Below are 16,950 nucleotides of genomic sequence, written 5' to 3'. Positions count from 1 at the left end.
CACCCAGTGGACCGGCAAAGCCGGCTCCACGGGGGTTGCTGGATCTGTCGCGACGCTTCGCTCGCTTCATGGAGTTGCCATGCCAAGACCTATCACCCTCTTCAGTGGCCAATGGTGTGACCTACCGCTGGCAGAGACTCGCACCGCTGGCCAAGCGCATGGGCTACGACGGCCTGGAGCTTGCCTGCGGCGGCGACCACTTCAACGTGCAGCAGGCCTTGTCTGACCCGAACTATGTGAAGCGCAAGCGCGAGCACCTGGCCGACGAGGGCCTGCAGTGTTTCGCCATCGCCAACCACCTCGTCGGCCAGGCGGTGTGCGACCTGATCGACGAACGCCACGAAGCGATCCTTCCCGACCATGTGTGGGGCGACGGCGATCCCGAAGGCGTGCGCCGCCGCGCGGCGACCGAGATGCAAGACACCGCACGCGCCGCCGCCGCCTTCGGCGTGAAGACGGTGACCGGCTTCACCGGCTCGTCGATCTGGCATGCGGTGTATGCCTTCCCGCCCACCTCGCAGGCTTACATCGACAAGGGCTTCGCCGACTTCGGCACCCGCTGGACACCCATCCTCGAAACCTTCGACAAGCACGACGTGAACTTCGGCCTCGAAGTGCACCCGACCGAGATCGCCTTCGACATCGCCAGCAGCGAGCGGGCGCTCGCCGCCGTGAAGCAGCACCGCCGCTTCGGTTTCAACTTCGACCCCAGCCACCTCGCCTACCAGGGCGTGGACTACGTGCAGTTCATCCGCCGCTTCCCCGGGCGCATCTTCAACGCCCACATGAAAGACGTGTGGTGGGGCAAGGGCGACGGCAGCGTGGGCGTGTTCGGCGGCCACACCGCCTTCGGCGACGCACGCCGCTTCTGGGATTTCAGGAGCGTGGGCCGCGGCATGATCGATTTCGAATCGCTCATCGTCGCGCTCAACGACATCGGCTACGCCGGCCCCTTGAGCGTGGAGTGGGAAGACAGCCGCATGGACCGCGTGCACGGCGCCACCGAGAGCGCCGCCTTCTGCCGCCGACTCGACTTCCCACCCGCCAAAGGCGCGTTCGACGCCGCCTTCGACAAGACCCGCCAGGCCCGCACATGAGCCACACCGCAGTCACCCCCCTTCGCTACGCCATGGTCGGCGGCGGCCGCGGTGCCTTCATCGGCGCGGTGCACCGCCAGGCGATGGCACTCGATGGCCAGATGCGCCTGGTTTCGGCCGCGCTCTCGTCGCAGCCCGACAAGGCCCTGGCCTCCGGCCGCGACCTCGGCCTGCCCGACGATCGCACCCACGCCAGCTGGCAGGCGCTGCTCGCCGATGAGTTGAAACGCCCGGCGCACGAGCGCATCCACTTCGTCGCGATCGTCACGCCCAACGACCTGCACCACCCGGTGGCCAAGGCCTTCACCGAAGCGGGCTTCCACGTGGTGTGTGACAAACCGCTGGTGCACACCAGCGCGCAGGCCGACGATCTGATCAAGGCCACCGAGCGCGCCCGCACCGTGTTCGGCGTGACCTACAACTACACCGGCTATCCGATGGTGCGACAGGCGCGCGAGATGGTGCGCGCGGGGGCGATCGGCGTCATCCACAAGGTGGTCGTCGAATACCGCCAGGGCTGGCTGGCACCGCAGCTGCAAAGCGGCGACACGGGCGCCTGGCGCGCCGACCCCGCACGCAGTGGCCCCGGCGGCACGCTGTCGGACGTGGGCACGCATGCCGAGCACCTGCTGGCCACCGTCACCGGCCTCACGATCGAGAGCCTGTGCGCCGAGGTGACCACCTTCATCCCCGGCCGCCGCCTGGATGATGACGTGAGCGTGCTGCTGCGCTTCACCAATGGTGCGCGTGGCGTGCTGATGGCCTCGCAGGTGGAGACGGGCTGCGAGAACGACATCCGCCTGCGCGTCTTCGGCAGCCTGGGCGCGCTCGACTGGCGGCAGGAGGATCCGAACCACCTCATCCACTCGCCGATCGATGGCCCGCGCCGCATCCTCACGCGCGGCTCGCCCGGCCTGAGCGCCGCCGCGCAGAACGCGACGCGGCTGCCCTCGGGGCACCCGGAGGCGTTCATCGAGGCGTTTGCCAACGTCTACCTGGGTGTCGCGGCCGACATCCGCGCCCGGCTCGAAGGCCGCAGCGCCGAACCGGTGCAGGCCGACTACCCGACGCTGGCCGAAGGGGCGCGTGGCATCCGCTTCGTCGAGAAGGTGATCGAGTCCTCGGTCGGCCTGGGGAAGTGGACGGCCTGGGGCTGAGGGAGCGTCATCGGGGTTCGATACATTGACGCCCGGTTCGTCTTTGTCCGCCCCAGCCCATGAGCTTTCGCTACCAGACCGTCCCCGTCACTCCCTTCCAGCAGAACTGCTCCATCGTCTGGTGCACCGAGACGATGGAAGGCGCCGTGGTCGACCCCGGCGGCGAGCTGCCGCGCCTCATCGCCACCGCGAAGAAGCTCGGCGTGACGCTCACGCAGATCCTGCTCACCCACGCCCACATCGACCACGCCGGCGGCACCGGCACGCTCGCGCGCGAACTCGGGCTGCCCATCGTCGGCCCGCACGAAGCCGACCAGTTCTGGATCGACGGACTGCCGCAGCAGAGCATGATGTTCGGCTTCCCGCCCGCCGAGACCTTCACGCCCACCCGCTGGCTGCACGACGGCGACACCGTGCGAGTGGGCAACTGCACGCTGCAGGTGCGCCACTGCCCGGGGCACACGCCGGGTCACGTGGTGTTCTTCGAGCCCACCTCGCAACGCGCCTTCGTCGGCGACGTGCTCTTCGCCGGCAGCATCGGCCGCACCGACTTCCCGCAAGGAGATTTCGACACCCTGGTCGACTCGATCCGCTCGCGGCTGTGGCCGATGGGGGATGAGGTGGTCTTCATTCCGGGGCATGGGCCGGAGAGCAGTTTTGGGGAGGAGCGGCGGGGCAATCCGTTCGTGCGCAGTCCATGAAGGGATTCCGCCACGCGTCGGCTGCACGTCGGTAACAATCGACGCGTCTGCGAGCGTCATCGCGACACTCGCCCTAACCACTCTGCCGGGGGCCGCAAACGGCCGGTGAACCGATGCGCTGCACGAGCTGCGGTACCGCGAACTCGCCGACGGAAACGAATTGCGCGGGATGTGGGCAAGCCCTGCCGATCGCGTGTTCGGACTGCGGCACGCTCCATCGCCAGAGCGCATTTTTCTGTGAGGCCTGCGGGTCGTATCTCTGCACGATCCCTGACGCCGTCCAAACGCCTCTTGCCGACGCCGCCTCCGAGAGAAAGTTCGCCACAGTGCTGTTTGTCGACGTGGTCGGCTCGACCGCCGCCATCGTCGAACTCGACCCGGAAGAAGCGATGGCGCACATGCGGCCGACGCTCGACGTCATGCACCGTGTGGTCGAAGAGTTCGAAGGCACGGTCGTCCGCGTGACGGGCGATGGGCTGATGGCGTTGTTCGGTGCGCCGCTTGCATTGGAGGGGCATGCGCTTCTGGCCTGCCGCGCCGCCATCGCCATCCACGCCGAGCTTGCCTTGTTGCCGACCCGTCCGCGCGTCCGCATCGGCATCCATTCGGGCGACCTGGTGGCGGCGAAAAGCACCCTGAGGTCCCTCGGCGACGGCGCCTTCGGGGCAACCTTGCACCTGGCCAGCCGGATGGAGCAGCTGGCCGCCGCGGGAACGACCTACCTGACCGCGGCCACCTACGAGATGGCCCGCAGCCATTTCGAGTGCACGCTCGCCGGCACGTTTGCCGTCAAAGGTTTTACGGTGCCCATCCAGGTGTACGAGCTGCACGGCCTGGGCCGCGCTCAACTCGGCGGGCACGCGATGGCCTCACCTTCGTTCGCCGGCCGGGGCGCCGAAATGGCGCTTCTCACCAAGTGCCTGGACAAAGCCTGGGCGGGCAAGGCCCGGGTGGCCGGCATCGTCGCTTCACCCGGCATCGGCAAGAGCCGCCTGTGCCACGAGTTTGCGCTGCTCTGCGGCTCGCGCGGGGTTCGCGTACTGACGATGCGCGCTTTGGCCTATGGGCATGCCACGCCGTACCAGCCCCTGCGTGAGCTTCTGCGCACCATGATGCACGTGGCAGCAGCCACCCCGCCTGAACGAGCGCGCCAAAAAGTGCGCCGGATGCTGAGGGCACTGGCCCCCGCGCTCGAGGAGCATCTGGATGCCGTGGCCGGCTTTCTCGGCATCGGCGACGCGTCCGCCGCCAGCGTCGATCCGGAGATGTTGCAGAGCAAGCTCCTCGGCATCGTCCACACCCTGGTGCGCGTCCCGGTGTCACGGCCCGCCGTCCTCATCATCGAAGACCTGCACTGGCTGGACGCGGCGAGTGAGCGCTTTGTGCGCCAGCTCGCCGCTGCGGCGACTGGAACGCACACGCTCGTCATCCTCAACTTCCGCCCGGTCTATGACGACGCCTGGCTGCGCGGCCTCCGTGGCACGGTGATCGCGTTGTCGGAACTGGGCGAGCGCGCCACCCGTGCCGTCACGTCGGAGCTGCTCGGCCAGGACCCTCGGCTCGCTGCCATCCGGGATCGGATCGCACTTCGCAGCGGCGGCAACCCACTCTTCATCGATGCGCTGGTGCACTCGCTGCACGAGCGCGGATTGCTGACCGGCAAGGCCGGCTCGTTTCACGTCGCCGATGCCACCGGCAGCTTTGAGTTGCCTTCGTCCATCCAGTCGGTGCTCGGCGAGCGCATCGACCGACTGGACGAGCAAGACAAGGCCATCCTGCAGGTCGCCTCCGTCATCGGCCTGGACTTTCACCTGGCGTTGCTGCCACAGCTGACAGGCCGGACCCAGGAGCAACTGGCACAGTCGGTTGCGCGCCTGCAGGCAGCAGGACTGGTGGAGCCGTTGTCATGGCGTGATCCGGTCTTCGCGTTCAAGCACCCGCTGATCCAGGAGGCCACTTACCTGGCACAGCTCAAGGCCCGGCGCAGCAGCCTGCACGCGGAGGTCGCCCGGGCGCTGGAGGCGTTCTACGGAAACAGGGCCGACGAATTCGCCGGCTTGCTCTCTCACCACTACGAAGCAGCCGGTCAGCCGATCGTGGCCGCGCAGTACCTGGTGCGGGCCGCCATGTGGATTGGCAAGACCGACTCGGCACAAGCCTTGCGCTACTGGAAACATGCTTGCGAGTTGGTCCAGGGTGCGCCGCATTCCCAGGCCCTCGACTCGCTGAGGATGCTGGTCAATGGCCAAGTGGTCAACTACGGCTGGCGGGTGGGCATGTCGCAATCCGAGGCCAAGCGCCACGCTCTGGAGGCGCAGCACTACGCAAGAGAGTCCGGAGACACCATGAGCCTGACGCTGCTGAAGGCGGCGTACGGTCGAATTGTCGGCGCCGCCGGGTCAGCCGACCATTACGTGGCCCTCGTGAACGAAGCACTGGACTCCATCGCAGGGGCGGACGATGCCGGCCGAACCGCCATGCTCAAGGCGCAGCTGTCGCAGGCCTATCGGTTCGCGGGCCGGCTGTCGTGCGCGTTGCAGGCGAACACGGAGGCCCTTCGCAAGGTTGCGAAGATCAGCAAGTCCGACATCCAGCTGATGGGGTTTGCGCCCAAACCCTGGATCATCAGCATTCGGGGCACCATCCTGGTCGAACAAGGTCGCTTCGACCGGGCGCGAAAGTGGCTCGACCGGGCCATCGCGATGGGCATCTCCGAGCCGGTGGTCAAGTTCATCGCTCACCTCGCATACGTGCGCCTGGCTTGGTTCACCCATGACGCGGCGCTCGCCGCTGTGCACGCATCCCAGGTGAAGTCCATCGCAGATGGCAGTGGCATCCGCTACATCCAGGTGTACGTCCAGCGCTGCGCCGGCCTGGCAATGATGGCGGCGGGCGATGCAGAAGGCGCCGTCATCGAGTTAACCAAGGGACTCAGGATGGCGCGTCAGATAAATGCAGCTCGCGAAAACGAAGCGCCGCTCCTGGCCGAGATCGCAGAGGCGCATGGCATCGCAGGGCGCTGCGATCTGGCCATCGCGACCGCCAGGCGCGCCCTCTCGCTGGCACGGCGCCGCAAGTCACGCATCGCCGAATGCCAGGCGTTGACCGTTCTGGCCGCTTCGATGGCACGCCACGCCGACATCGCCGTTCGCACGGAGGCCGCCGGTTCATTCGCCCTGGCCGAACAGCTGGCGACGACAACGGGTTCCGTCGCCTTCGCCAACCGGCTCGCCCAGGCGCGCCAGGCGGTGCGATCAGAGGTGCACGAGGAGCGTGAACTCGCGTAGGCCGTATCGCTCCACGAGCTGCACGCGGCCACCGAGTTCGGTGGTGCAGAAGTCGATCCACGGGCCGGGTGCCGTTCGGTAGAGCTGCTCCGCCGCCGGCGCTCCTTCCGGCAAGGGGGCCATGAAGTTCACACCGAAACCCTTCGCACTCGCGCGCCGCAGCTCGCGCAAGGTGGCGCGGATGAAGTCTTCCCAAACATGGCGCTCCACCGACAAGCAGACATTGAACAGGCCACTGGCGATCGACACGTCCGCCACCCGGGGACATGTGGCGCCAACGAAGAACTGCACCGCCGGATCATCCAGCCACTGCGAACGGGCCGCCTGCACCATCGCGGGCGACAGATCGACACCCAGGTAGTCGAGCGCCGCACCGGGGTGGCGCTCACGGCTGAAGGCCAGCAGCGCACCGTAGCCGCAGCCCAGGTCGTTCAGAGAAACGCCGCTGGCCACATCGCAGATCCGCAGCAGCTGAATGAACCGCAGGTTCTGCGTTGCCGCACACGTCCAGTCGACCCCGCGCGGCGTGACACCAAATTCGGCGACCTTGGCGGAGTAGTAGGCGTCGATCGTTTCATGCGTGCGATGAAGCCAGGCGCCCGTCATCGCACACGACCCCTACTTGCTCTTCTTGGTGGACGAGCCGGACTTCCGGCGCCCCTCCCGCCGCTCCGCTGACGGCGGCGCCGCCGTCTTGGCAACCCGGAGCGCACCCATGTACGACTGCACCGGCACCGAGATGTGCAGATAGCTCACCGAGCTGAGCGGCACCGTGCCGCCCGAAGGGGTCACGAGGATCACCGGATTGTCGCTGCCGTGATACTGGAAATGAACCGGGCGCACATCACCGCTTTCGAGGTTCTGTCTCAGGGTTTCACGCAGCCCCAGCGGCGAATTGGCGACGTCCAGCCCATCGAGGTAGTCCATGTAGTCAAACCACCGCAGGCGCGCTTCGCCGTAGAGAGGCGCCAAGCCCAGGATCGCCGCCGCAGAGCGCAACGAATGTTCCGGGTTGAAAAGGCCGAACTCGGCTTGCAGCGCGGCCATTTCAGCGATCGGGTCTCCTTCGGCAAAACGCAGATTGACCTCGCCCTCCATGTGAAAGGCAATCATCGGCGGAACGAATGCACCCATGAAACTCCTCCGTGTTGACATCGACGACATGCATCTTATGGCCCGGTCCGAGGGCTTTGCGTCCTCCGTCCTGATGACACATCACGCTGGCCCGATCGACTCGGCGCGGGCCGGCAACCGCTCGGCCGTGCGCAACGAGAGCGCCACCAGCAGGCTGATCAGGCCGCCTGCGAAGACGTACCACGCGATCACCATCTTGTGGCCTGTGGCGGCCGTCCACCACGCCGTGACGAAGGGCGCGAAGGCGCCGAAGACGATGACCCCGAGGTTGTACCCGAGCCCCACGCCGAGCGCTCGCCTCGACACCGGAAAGAGACGGACCGCCAAGGGGCCGCAACTCGAGGCATAGGCGGCCAGGCAGGCGCTCAAAGTGCACTGCAACAGCAAGAGCGAGAACAGCGACGGCGAGCGCATCAGATTCCAGGCGAGCGGCACGATCAGGCCCGTGCCGATCGCGCAACTCACGACCATCACGGAACCGCTGCCGACCCTGTCGCACAGGCGGCCCATGGGCACCACCAGGGCGACCAGCACCAGGCATGCGACGAAGGTGGAAACCCGAGGCAGTGCCATGGGAAGGCCCAGTTCCTGCGTGGCGTAGCCCGGCATGAACACGAGGATCAGGTAGACCACCGGCGAGGCGAATCCAGACAACGCCGTCAGCTTCAAGATGCCCACCACGGCTTCGCGCAACGCGGCGCGGGACACCACCGGCGCACGCGTCGCCGCAGCCGAGACGAATTCGGGGGATTCGCCCATGTGCGATCGGAGGTAGAGGCCCAGGGGCGCAATCAGCAGCCCGAAGACGAAAGGCAGGCGCCAACCCCAGGACTGGGCATCCTGGGGTGACATGAGCCCGTCCACGGCCAGGGCCGCCAAGGACCCCATCAGCAATGCCGAATAGACGCCCAGATTGAGCCACCCGGTCGCAACACCCTGCCCCCGGGAGGCAGAAGATTCCACCAGCCAGGCCAGCGACGCTCCGATCTCGCCCGAGGCGGAAAAGCCCTGCAGGAGACGGCCGGTCACAAGGATCACGGTCGCCCACACGCCTGCCATCGCAAAGGTGGGCGCGAAGGCGATCATCGCCGTGCCCACGGCCATGATCGCGAAGCTCAAGGTCAGAGCCACTTTGCGACCGCGGCGGTCCCCGATCAGCCCGAAGACGACGGCGCCGAGCGGACGCATGAGGAACGCGACACCGAAGGTGACCGCGGTCGACAACATCGCAGCCTGCTCATTCCCCGGCGGAAAGAAGTGACGCGCAATCGTCGTAGCGAAGAAGGCGTAGACCGTGAGGTCGAACCATTCGAACATGTTGCCCACGACGATCGGAAGCTTGCGGACGGGTTTGATCTCGCTCTCCCTCGATGCCCAGCCGAGGCCATCCTAGCGCAGCCGCAGAAGGTGAATAAGTCACCGGGCCGGCGGTCAAATTCACAGCCCCGCTTGGCCTGCCCTCCCTAAATTTGACGGCGCGGCGAAAGATTCGCCGAGTACGACTCTCGGGAGCACACCATGCTGGAGCATTGCATCACTGCCACGCCTGATACCAGGATCGTCGCCTATCTCGGCCCGGAGCGGCGGCGCCAGTCCACCGCAGAATCGATGACCCGTTGGCTTGCCCACATGCTCGATGAAACAGACCATGGCATGCTGCTCGTCTCACCCGATGGCACGCTGCACCATGCCAACCAGCCCGCGCGGCTTGAGTTCATCCGCGGTGACACGCTGCAGCTCGTCGGCTCCCACGTGAACGCAGCGCGACGGGAGCAGCAGGGCAGCCTGCTGGGCGCCCTCGCCGACGCGGGCCATGGGCGGCGCCGGCTGCTGATGCTGGGCGCGGGCCGTGTGCTGCCGGTCGCGGCCGTGCCCTTGAGTGAGGGCACCCGCGAGACCGATGCGATGGCCCTGCTGGTACTGGGTAAGCGGCGAAACTGCCCCGGACTGAGCGTGGATTTTTTCGCGCACACCCACGGGCTCACCTGCGCCGAGGCTCGCGTGCTACAGGCCCTGTGCGGTGGCCTGCGGCCCAAGGAGGTGGCCCGCCAGTTCGAGGTGGCAGTCTCGACAGTGCGCACGCAGATCACCAACATCCGCCACAAGACACAGACGTCCAGCATCCGGGATCTGGTGGAGCGGGTGAGCACGCTGCCCCCCATCGCTTCACGCGTGCGATCGGCCGTTCTGTCCTGAGGCGTCGACGTGGCGGCACACACCCATCGCCACTGGCTTGGCGTGTTAGAGTTTTCGCCTCTCGGCCCTCCAGTGCGCGCCCATTCCGGGTGTGCGCCCTTCATGGACACGGTTCGATCAGCACAGACCCCCGTCGCCTCAGAGCTTCACGGCCCGGTGCAGGCGCTGGCCGAGCGGGGTGTTGAGAAGAGCTACCCCAAGGGCACGCTCTTGATCCACGAAGGCGATATCGGCGAGATGCTGTTCATTGTGCTCGCCGGGCGGGTCAAGGCCTATTCCACCGAAGATGGCGAGCGCGAGATCGTCTACGGCGTGTACGGCCCCGGCGAATACATCGGCGAGATGAGCCTGGATGGCGGCCCTCGATCGGCCTCGGTGGTGACGCTGGAACCCACGCGCTGCGTGGTGGTCGGCAGGCCTGCATTGCGCGAGCACATCGCCGCCCATCCCGACTTCGCCTTCGAACTTCTGGCCCGCGTGATACGCCGCGCCCGCATGGCCACGCTGAGCGCGCGCAACATGGCACTGCTCGACGTCTACGGCCGGGTGGTCAAGCTGCTCGAAGAGTTGGCGCAGCCCATGCCCGACGGCCGTCGCCTCATCGCTCCACGCCCGACGCACGCCGAGATGGCACACCGCGTGGGCTGCTCGCGGGAGATGGTGAGCCGCCTGATGAAAGACCTGGAGCAGGGCGGCTATGTGCTCCCTCAAGGCAAGACCTGGCTGATCCAGCGACCGATGCCGGCGCGCTGGTAGCGGCTCAGCCCTTGGCGGGCGCCGACGCCGGCTTCGGTGGCTCGAAGCGCTGCTCGGGCTTCGCCGCCCGCGCATACAAGGGCTCCACCTTCGGCAGGTTGGTTTCGATGTCCTTGATGCGCGTCGGCCCCGCCGGGTGGGTCGACAGGAACTGCGGCGGGGCGCCCTTGCTGGCCTGGCCCATCTTGTTCCACAGGCTCACCCCAGCGCGCGGGTTGTAGCCGGCCCGGGCCGCCAGCTCCATGCCGACCAGGTCGGCTTCGGACTCGTCTTCGCGGCCGAACTTGAGCGTGAGCAGCTGGCCGCCCATGTCGGCGGCCAGGCGGCCGGCATTGCCGAGGCCGAAGATGGCCGCGCCCAGCTCGATGGCGCCGCGCGTGGCGAGTGTCTTGCCCATGCGCTCGCGGGCATGCTCGCGCAGGGCATGGGCCATTTCGTGGCCCATGATCATCGCCACCTCGTCGTCGTTGAGCTGCAGCAGCTGCAGGATGCCGTAGTAGAAGGCGATCTTGCCGCCCGGCATGCAGAAGGCGTTGATCTGCTGCGAGCCGAGCAGGTTGACCTCCCACTTCCACGACTTGGCGCGCGGGTTCCACTCGTCGGTGAACGGGATGATGCGTGCGGCGATGGCACGCAGGCGCACCACCTGCGGGTGGTTGTCGGGCGCAAGCGCCTTCTTCTCGGCGGCCTGCTGCTTCATTGCGGCGTATTGCGACTGCGCCGCTCCCTCGATCTGCTCGGCCGGGACGAACTTGGAGAACTGAGACTCTTTGCCGACCTCCACGCCCTCACGCGCCGCCCAGGCCGGTGCGGCCACCAGGCCGGCGCCGGCCACGAGGGCGCCAGTGAAAAGGCGGCGGCGGTGCAGAAAACAGCCGCAGCCCGCACGGTGCCACTCGGGCGGCGGGGAAAGTTCGGCGTCGTGCTGGAAATCTTGTGCAGTCATGGCGTCTCGGATCACGAGGGGCAAATGTTGTTCCCGCGGGCAGGAGTTCAAGTCAGTCGTCCAGCAGCGCCGTACGTGGGTCCACTTCCAGCGCCTGCACCGGGCGACGCAGCCACCACAGCATCACGAGCGCCGGCGCCGCCAGCACCGTGGAAACGATGAAAAACGTGGGCCAGCCGATGGTCTCGGCCATCACGCCGGCCAGCGGCCCCACCCACACGCGACCGACCGAGGCAAAAGCCGACAGCAAAGCGTACTGGGTGGCCGTGAAACGCTGGTTGCACAGGCTCATCAGGAAGGCGACGAACGCCGCCGTGCCCATGCCGCCCGACAGGTTCTCGACCGCGATCACCATCAGAAGGCCGCCGTCGACCGGCGTGGCTTGCGCGAGCTTGACGAACCCCCAGTCGAACGCCGGGATCACGAGGCCAGGCATCAGGCCCTTGCCCGAGACGGCCAGCCACCAGAAGCCGAGGTTGCTGGCCATCTGGAAGATGCCGAACAGCATCAGCGAGCGCCACAGCCCGAGCTTCAACATCAGCGCACCGCCCAAGAGCGCGCCGCCGATGGTGAGCCACAGGCCGATCAGCTTGTTGACCACGCCGACCTCGGCCGAGCTGAACATCATGGTCTTGAGCAGGAAGGGTGTCATCAGCGAGCCGGCAAAGGCGTCGCCCAGCTTGTAGAGCACGATGAACGCGAGGAAGGCGCCGGCACCGGTCTGGCTGAAGTAGCTGCGCAGGCCGCCGAGCAGCGTCTCGAAGCGCGCGGCGCGGGCCGCCCAGGCGGCGAGCGGCAGCGTGAAGGCCACGCCCAGCAGCAGAGCCAGCAGGTCGGCCCATTTGCCCTGCAGCGGCACCGGCAGCGTGCTGCCGCTCCACAGCGGTGCCAGCAGCGCGCGAGCGATCGACGGGCCCAAGCGCTCGCTCACGAACACGCCCAGCGCCACCGCGGCCAGCATCGCGAGAAAGCCCAGCACGTCGTGGCGGGCCACACTGGTCGGCCGTTCGCTGTCGGGCAGGCGCGGCAGCACGAGCGCCGAGACGACAGCCGCCACCACCATCAGCCCGGCCATGAAGCGGTAGACCTCGGGCCAAGTCCAGCCGCCGCCCTGGGTGGGGTCGACCCAGATCAGTGCCACACCGCCCGAGAGGATCATCGCCAGCCGGTAGCCCAGCACGCTGAGCGATGAGCCGAGGCCGCGCTCGTGGGCGGGCAGCACATCGGTGCGGTAGGCGTCGATCACCACGTCCTGCGAGGCCGAGATGAAGGCGACCAGCACGGCGAGCAGCGCGAAGGTGCGCGTGGCGTTGCCGGGCGAGGTGTCGGCCATCAGCACCAACGCGCCGGCGAGCAAGAGCTGCGTCAGCACCAGCCAGCCACGGCGCCGGCCGAGCCAGGGCAGCTCGAAGCGGTCCATCAGTGGCGCCCACAGGAACTTGAAGGTGTAGGGCAGGCCCACCACGCTCAAGAACCCGATGGTGGCGATGTCGAGCCCTTCGACGCTCAGCCAGGCCTGCATCGCCTGGCCGGTGAGGGCCAGCGGCAGGCCCGAGGCGAAGCCGAGCACCCCGACGACGACGAGGCGACGCCAGGCGTCGAGCCGGGCGTGCAACGAGCGGGGCGGGGCGACGGTCATGTGGCGGCGATTCTAGGAATGCACGTTCGCAACGCGTTCAGCGCTCGCCGGGCTGGAAGCGCTGGTCGACCCAGCGCAGCAGGTCGTGCCACATCTGCCGCATCTCGGTCTCGGTGGGCGCACGCAGCGCGTTCGGCAGCTCGATTGTCACCACCGGCACGCCCTTGTGCACGCCGCCGTAGTGGCCGAGCGAACCGGGGAAGATGCCCACCCGCTCCAGCTCGAGCCGGCCCAGGCGCTGCGGCGGCTCGCGCGGGCCGTCGTAGTCGAGCACGCCGTAGGGCGCGTGCACGCTCACGATGAGGTCGGGCTTCCACTCGGTGATGGTGTCGACGAGGAAGCGCGTCTCGGGCTCCGACTGTGCGGCGCGGCCCGGGTAGCGGCGCGGGTCGCGGCGGGTGCGCTTTTCCCAGTAGACCCGCGCCTCCTGCGCCCAGCGCGGGGTGGGGAAGTTGCGGTTGAGGTCGACCTTGTTGGCGTTGACGCGGGTGGGCTTGGGCAGCATCAGGCCGTCGGGGTTGAGGGCGGGCACGAAGCGCCAGTCGAGCCCGTGGGGCGCCATGCCGGCGTGGGCGATCCAGTGGAAGACCAGCGAGGCGGACGACAGCTCGTCGCCGTGGATGCCGCCCACCACCAGCACCCGCCGCGGCTCGCGCGGCGCCGGCCCGACCCAGGGCGTGGCCTCTTCACCGCGCGGGCCAACGTCGCGCCGGTACAGCGGCACACCGTGCACCGAATGCGCTCCCGAGGGCAGCAGCCGCGCCTGCTCGCACAGGCTGCGGCTCACGCCGGGCAGCCGGCGCGACCAGTCGGCGCATTGCGGCACGGCCACCACCGGGAGGCTGGCCGCAAGAAGCGAAGCGGCCAGCAGCGGCGCGGCAGGCCAAACCCGCGTCGGGCGTGAAGTTTTCATGGCCGGGGGAGTGTATGGGTTCACTTGACCCCCGAGATGGGAGTTGGCCTTGTGGGAAAGCGTCCGCCACAATGGCTGAATGACCGCGTTGCTGCGCCCGCTCACCCCCGCCTTTTCCTCGCAGGAATTCCGCACGGCGCTGGGCGCCTTCGCCACCGGCGTGACGGTCGTCACCGCGCTCGACTCCACCGGCCGCCCGGTTGGCCTCACCGCCAATTCGTTCAATTCGGTCTCGCTGTCGCCACCCCTCGTGCTGTGGAGCCTGTCGCGCCGCGCCGGTTCACTGCCGGCCTTCAGCGGCGGCTCGCACTACGCGATCAACATCCTCGCCGCCGACCAGCGTGCGCTGGCCGAGCGCTTCGCCTCCAAGGACGTCGATCGTTTCGCCGGCCTGGCCTTCCGCCAGGGCGCCGGCGGCGCCCCGGTGCTGGAAGGCAGCGCGGCGGTGTTCGAGTGCTTCAACCGAAGTCAGTACGAAGAGGGCGACCACGTCATCTTCGTCGGCGAGGTCGAGCGCTGCGAGCGGCGCGACGGGGCGCTGCCGCTCATCTACCACGGCGGGCGCTACTTCACCGAGCTGCCGCTCTGAGCGGCTGCGCGAGGAACGGCAGCGCCGCATCGAGCACGGCCTGCGGCGCCTCGATCTGCGGCCAGTGGCCGACGTGCTCCAGGCTCACGATGTCCGCCCCGTCGACCAACGCGCGGTAGCGCTCGGCCATGTGGCGCCCGGAATTCGGGTCGGCCGCACCGTTGATCAGTCGCACCGGCACCGCGTGGCGTATCAGGGGCGCCACCAGACGATCACGCATCGCCAGCCGATCGCGGTAGAAGCGCCCCACGGCATGTGCCACCTGAAGCCCGCCACGGTGGGTCGCGAGGCACCAGAAATCGTCGATCAGCGCATCGCTGGCCGGGGTGTGCGGGCCGAAGAGGGAACGCACGGTGCGCTCGAAGGCTCGGCGCGGGATGCGTGGCGCGATCCAGGGCCCGACCGGCGACGACAGCAGGTGCTGGATCAACCTCGGCTGGTAGGCCTCGGGGCAGACACCGCCGTTGAGCAGCACCATCGCGTCGATGCGGGGCCGCGCCGGGTGGTCGACCTGGCGCGCGAGCAGCTCCTGCGCGACGCTCACGCCGAGGTCGTGCGCCATGATGCTGAAGTGCCGCAAGCCCAGCCGGTCGAGCACCTCGTCGTGCAGGTCGGCGTGGTCCTGCACCGAGTAGGCGTGTTCGCGCGGTTTGTCCGAGAAGCCCAGGCCCAGCATGTCCGGCGCGATGACGGTGTGGTGTGCGGTGAGGGCGGTCCACACCGCATGCCAGTCGTACGAGCCGATCGGGTAGCCGTGGATCAGCAGCAGTGCCGGCCCGCGTCCGCCGCGCGCCACGAACACGCGATGACCGCGCCAGTCGATGAAGCCTCCCTGGCGCTGCCAGGCCTGAAGGGCGGGCGTCTGCATCATCAGCGCCCCGACACGTAGCGGCGCCACACCACCTGCGTGCCGACCGTCGAGCCCATGTACTGCGTCCACAGGTACAAGGCGTTGCCGCGTGCGTCCATCGCGACGAACGGGTCGGCCGCGATCTCGGAAATGGTGTCGTGCGGCACGCCCGCGACCCAGCCGCCGCTCGGGCTGCGGCTTGCGAGCATCGCGTCGGCGGTGCCCGCGTCGTTGCCCTGGGCCCAGGCGAGGAAGGCATGGCCGTCTGCGTCGAGCGCGGCGCGCAGGAGCGAGGTCACAGAGCGGCCGCCCACGGGCTTCACGAGTGTCGAGGCCGGCCATGCGCCGCCGGGCGGCGCGATCGTGGCGCGGATCGACAGGTCGCCCTGGCCCCAGGCCACGAGCGCCGCGCCGGCCGCGTTCATCTTCACGATCGGAAGGCTCAGCAAGCTGTTGGCGCCCAGGTCGCGCGCGACCCGCAGCGGCGCACCCCAGCTGCCCGCCTGGTAGCGCTTGGCCTGGATCAGCGTGTACATCTCGGTGGCGCTGACCGGCTCGATCTGCCCCCACACCATGACGGCGTTGCCGTTGGCGTCCATCGCGATGTCGGGCGCCGAGCCGCCGGAGACGGCCACAAGGTGGCTCGCGCTGCCCCAGCCGGTCGCGGTGCTGTAGCGGTTGGTCCAGGTGCCTCGGTTGGCGACGCTGCCACCGCTGGCCTGCCAGACGACGATCGCGTCGCCCTGCGGCGCGACCGCGATGCGCGGGTTCCCGTCCACGCGGCCCAGCTCGTCCATGGTCTCCAGCAGCTGCGCAGTGCCCCAGGCACCCGCCGCGCTGCCCCGGCTGCCCCACACGCTGAAGCGCTGGGCATCGAGCTGCGACCAGGCGGCGACGGCGTTGCCCTGGGCGTCGATGCCCACGCTCGGCACGTCGACGACGCCGGTGGGGCTGCTGAGCGCGGCCACCGCCGTCCACCCGGTGCCGGGGTCGAAATGCCGCGCCCAGGCGGCCCCGTTGCTGGTGTCGCTGGCCTGCGTCCACAGCACGATGGCCCGGCCCGAGGCGAGGTCCATGGCGAGCTCGACGCGCATCACGTCGCGAGGGCTCGTTTCCAGCAGCACCGGCGTGCTCCAGCCGGTGCCGGGCTCGTAGCGGCTGGCCATGAGGTCCTCGTCGCTCAACGATCCGGTGCGCAGGGTGAGCCACACGGCCAGAGCACGGCCGGCGGCGTCGATCGCCACCTTGGCACTGCCCGAACCGCCCGGCGACAGCACGACCGCCGGGCTCGACCACCCGCTCACCGGCAGCGCCGCGAAGGTGACGCTCACCGACGCGGCCTGTGCCATGGCCACGGTGCAGGTGTTGCCGCTGGCGGAGGCGCAAGCGCCGCCCCAGGCCTGCAGCGCGTGTCCGGCCGACGCGGTGGCGGTGAGCGTCACGCGGGTGTCGACATCGAAGGCAGCGCTGCAGGTGGTGCCGCAGCTGATGCCCGCCGGCGACGACGTGACGCTGCCGCTGCCCGCCACATTGACGGTGAGCGTGAACCGGCTGGCGCCGCCCGACGGGTTGTCTCCGCCGCCACCGCCACCCCCACACGCTGCAAGGCCGGCTGCAGCCACCAGCACCAGGGCCCACCGAACGATCACGCGATTCATCCCCGACATCTCCATCACCGGCCGCAA

15 protein-coding genes are annotated in these 16,950 nt (G+C 68.6%); 7 read left to right on the top strand and 8 right to left on the bottom strand.

What is annotated here, in order from left to right:
* Window positions 1–116: 116 nt before the first annotated feature.
* The 4 genes from LRS03_RS18430 to LRS03_RS18415 all read left to right on the top strand — a co-directional run bounded on the left by LRS03_RS18430 (window position 117) and on the right by LRS03_RS18415 (window position 6,242).
* The gene (locus tag LRS03_RS18430; protein ID WP_257827298.1) at window positions 117–1,097 is read left to right on the top strand and encodes a sugar phosphate isomerase/epimerase family protein; all 981 of its coding nucleotides are present in this window, start codon (window positions 117–119) and stop codon (window positions 1,095–1,097) included.
* Complete coding sequence (locus tag LRS03_RS18425; RefSeq protein ID WP_257827295.1) at window positions 1,094–2,254, top strand: Gfo/Idh/MocA family protein; 1,161 nt, start codon at window positions 1,094–1,096, stop codon at window positions 2,252–2,254. The genes LRS03_RS18430 and LRS03_RS18425 overlap by 4 nt, the downstream gene beginning before the upstream one ends.
* Before the next feature lie 59 nt (window positions 2,255–2,313).
* Window positions 2,314–2,955 (top strand): MBL fold metallo-hydrolase, encoded by a 642-nt coding sequence (locus tag LRS03_RS18420; RefSeq protein ID WP_257827293.1) that lies wholly within the window; start codon window positions 2,314–2,316, stop codon window positions 2,953–2,955.
* Window positions 2,956–3,281: 326 nt separating this feature from the next.
* Window positions 3,282–6,242 (top strand): ATP-binding protein, encoded by a 2,961-nt coding sequence (locus LRS03_RS18415; RefSeq protein ID WP_257827291.1) that lies wholly within the window; start codon window positions 3,282–3,284, stop codon window positions 6,240–6,242.
* Here the strand turns inward: LRS03_RS18415 and LRS03_RS18410 are convergent.
* From LRS03_RS18410 to LRS03_RS18400, 3 genes are all read right to left on the bottom strand, one after another.
* The gene (locus tag LRS03_RS18410; protein WP_257827289.1) at window positions 6,210–6,848 is read right to left on the bottom strand and encodes a class I SAM-dependent methyltransferase; all 639 of its coding nucleotides are present in this window, start codon (window positions 6,846–6,848) and stop codon (window positions 6,210–6,212) included. The two genes, LRS03_RS18415 and LRS03_RS18410, sit on opposite strands and share 33 nt — an antisense overlap.
* Window positions 6,849–6,860: 12 nt before the next feature.
* Window positions 6,861–7,376, bottom strand: a complete 516-nt coding sequence (locus LRS03_RS18405) for a hypothetical protein (protein WP_257827288.1) — start codon at window positions 7,374–7,376, stop codon at window positions 6,861–6,863.
* An 81-nt stretch (window positions 7,377–7,457) separates the two neighbouring features.
* Window positions 7,458–8,702 (bottom strand): MFS transporter, encoded by a 1,245-nt coding sequence (locus LRS03_RS18400; protein WP_257827287.1) that lies wholly within the window; start codon window positions 8,700–8,702, stop codon window positions 7,458–7,460.
* A gap of 192 nt (window positions 8,703–8,894) precedes the next feature.
* On the opposite strand from LRS03_RS18400, the gene LRS03_RS18395 reads away from it, so the two are divergent.
* Together LRS03_RS18395 and LRS03_RS18390 are read left to right on the top strand one after the other, a co-directional pair.
* Complete coding sequence (locus LRS03_RS18395) at window positions 8,895–9,572, top strand: helix-turn-helix transcriptional regulator (RefSeq protein ID WP_257827285.1); 678 nt, start codon at window positions 8,895–8,897, stop codon at window positions 9,570–9,572.
* A 102-nt stretch (window positions 9,573–9,674) separates the two neighbouring features.
* Window positions 9,675–10,328, top strand: coding sequence for a Crp/Fnr family transcriptional regulator (locus tag LRS03_RS18390; RefSeq protein WP_257827283.1), 654 nt, complete (start codon window positions 9,675–9,677; stop codon window positions 10,326–10,328).
* Window positions 10,329–10,332: 4 nt separating this feature from the next.
* Here the strand turns inward: LRS03_RS18390 and LRS03_RS18385 are convergent, their stop codons facing one another.
* Genes LRS03_RS18385 through LRS03_RS18375 form a run of 3 tightly spaced genes read right to left on the bottom strand, consistent with a single transcriptional unit; the run spans window position 10,333 to window position 13,826 of the window.
* Window positions 10,333–11,274 (bottom strand): M48 family metallopeptidase, encoded by a 942-nt coding sequence (locus LRS03_RS18385; protein ID WP_257827281.1) that lies wholly within the window; start codon window positions 11,272–11,274, stop codon window positions 10,333–10,335.
* 52 nt (window positions 11,275–11,326) lie between these two features.
* A complete protein-coding gene (locus LRS03_RS18380) occupies window positions 11,327–12,913 on the bottom strand; it encodes an AmpG family muropeptide MFS transporter (protein ID WP_257827279.1) in 1,587 nt (528 codons plus the stop codon).
* A 37-nt stretch (window positions 12,914–12,950) separates the two neighbouring features.
* Complete coding sequence (locus LRS03_RS18375) at window positions 12,951–13,826, bottom strand: M14 family zinc carboxypeptidase (RefSeq protein WP_257827277.1); 876 nt, start codon at window positions 13,824–13,826, stop codon at window positions 12,951–12,953.
* 79 nt (window positions 13,827–13,905) lie between these two features.
* Between LRS03_RS18375 and LRS03_RS18370 the strand changes: the two genes are divergently transcribed.
* Window positions 13,906–14,415 carry a flavin reductase family protein gene (locus tag LRS03_RS18370; RefSeq protein ID WP_257827275.1) on the top strand — a complete coding sequence of 170 codons (510 nt, stop codon included), beginning with the start codon at window positions 13,906–13,908 and terminating at the stop codon, window positions 14,413–14,415.
* Here the strand turns inward: LRS03_RS18370 and LRS03_RS18365 are convergent.
* Together LRS03_RS18365 and LRS03_RS18360 are read right to left on the bottom strand one after the other, a co-directional pair.
* Window positions 14,396–15,283, bottom strand: coding sequence for an alpha/beta fold hydrolase (locus tag LRS03_RS18365; protein WP_257827273.1), 888 nt, complete (start codon window positions 15,281–15,283; stop codon window positions 14,396–14,398). The two genes, LRS03_RS18370 and LRS03_RS18365, sit on opposite strands and share 20 nt — an antisense overlap.
* Before the next feature lie 2 nt (window positions 15,284–15,285).
* Entirely contained in the window at window positions 15,286–16,923 is a 1,638-nt protein-coding gene (locus LRS03_RS18360) for an InlB B-repeat-containing protein (protein WP_257827271.1), read from the bottom strand.
* Window positions 16,924–16,950: the final 27 nt, after the last annotated feature.

The sequence above is a fragment of the Rhizobacter sp. J219 genome (assembly GCF_024700055.1).
Lineage (GTDB): Bacteria > Pseudomonadota > Gammaproteobacteria > Burkholderiales > Burkholderiaceae_C > Rhizobacter.
This window is presented reverse-complemented; position numbering and strand designations above follow the sequence as displayed.

Coding starts and splice junctions, on each gene's coding strand:
- LRS03_RS18425 (WP_257827295.1), top strand. CDS start 1,094: ATGAGCCACACCGCAGTCACCCCCCTTCGCTACGCCATGGTCGGCGGC.
- LRS03_RS18420 (WP_257827293.1), top strand. CDS start 2,314: ATGAGCTTTCGCTACCAGACCGTCCCCGTCACTCCCTTCCAGCAGAAC.
- LRS03_RS18410 (WP_257827289.1), bottom strand. CDS start 6,848: ATGACGGGCGCCTGGCTTCATCGCACGCATGAAACGATCGACGCCTAC.
- LRS03_RS18405 (WP_257827288.1), bottom strand. CDS start 7,376: ATGGGTGCATTCGTTCCGCCGATGATTGCCTTTCACATGGAGGGCGAG.
- LRS03_RS18395 (WP_257827285.1), top strand. CDS start 8,895: ATGCTGGAGCATTGCATCACTGCCACGCCTGATACCAGGATCGTCGCC.
- LRS03_RS18390 (WP_257827283.1), top strand. CDS start 9,675: ATGGACACGGTTCGATCAGCACAGACCCCCGTCGCCTCAGAGCTTCAC.
- LRS03_RS18385 (WP_257827281.1), bottom strand. CDS start 11,274: ATGACTGCACAAGATTTCCAGCACGACGCCGAACTTTCCCCGCCGCCC.
- LRS03_RS18380 (WP_257827279.1), bottom strand. CDS start 12,913: ATGACCGTCGCCCCGCCCCGCTCGTTGCACGCCCGGCTCGACGCCTGG.
- LRS03_RS18375 (WP_257827277.1), bottom strand. CDS start 13,826: ATGAAAACTTCACGCCCGACGCGGGTTTGGCCTGCCGCGCCGCTGCTG.
- LRS03_RS18370 (WP_257827275.1), top strand. CDS start 13,906: ATGACCGCGTTGCTGCGCCCGCTCACCCCCGCCTTTTCCTCGCAGGAA.
- LRS03_RS18365 (WP_257827273.1), bottom strand. CDS start 15,283: ATGCAGACGCCCGCCCTTCAGGCCTGGCAGCGCCAGGGAGGCTTCATC.
- LRS03_RS18360 (WP_257827271.1), bottom strand. CDS start 16,923: ATGAATCGCGTGATCGTTCGGTGGGCCCTGGTGCTGGTGGCTGCAGCC.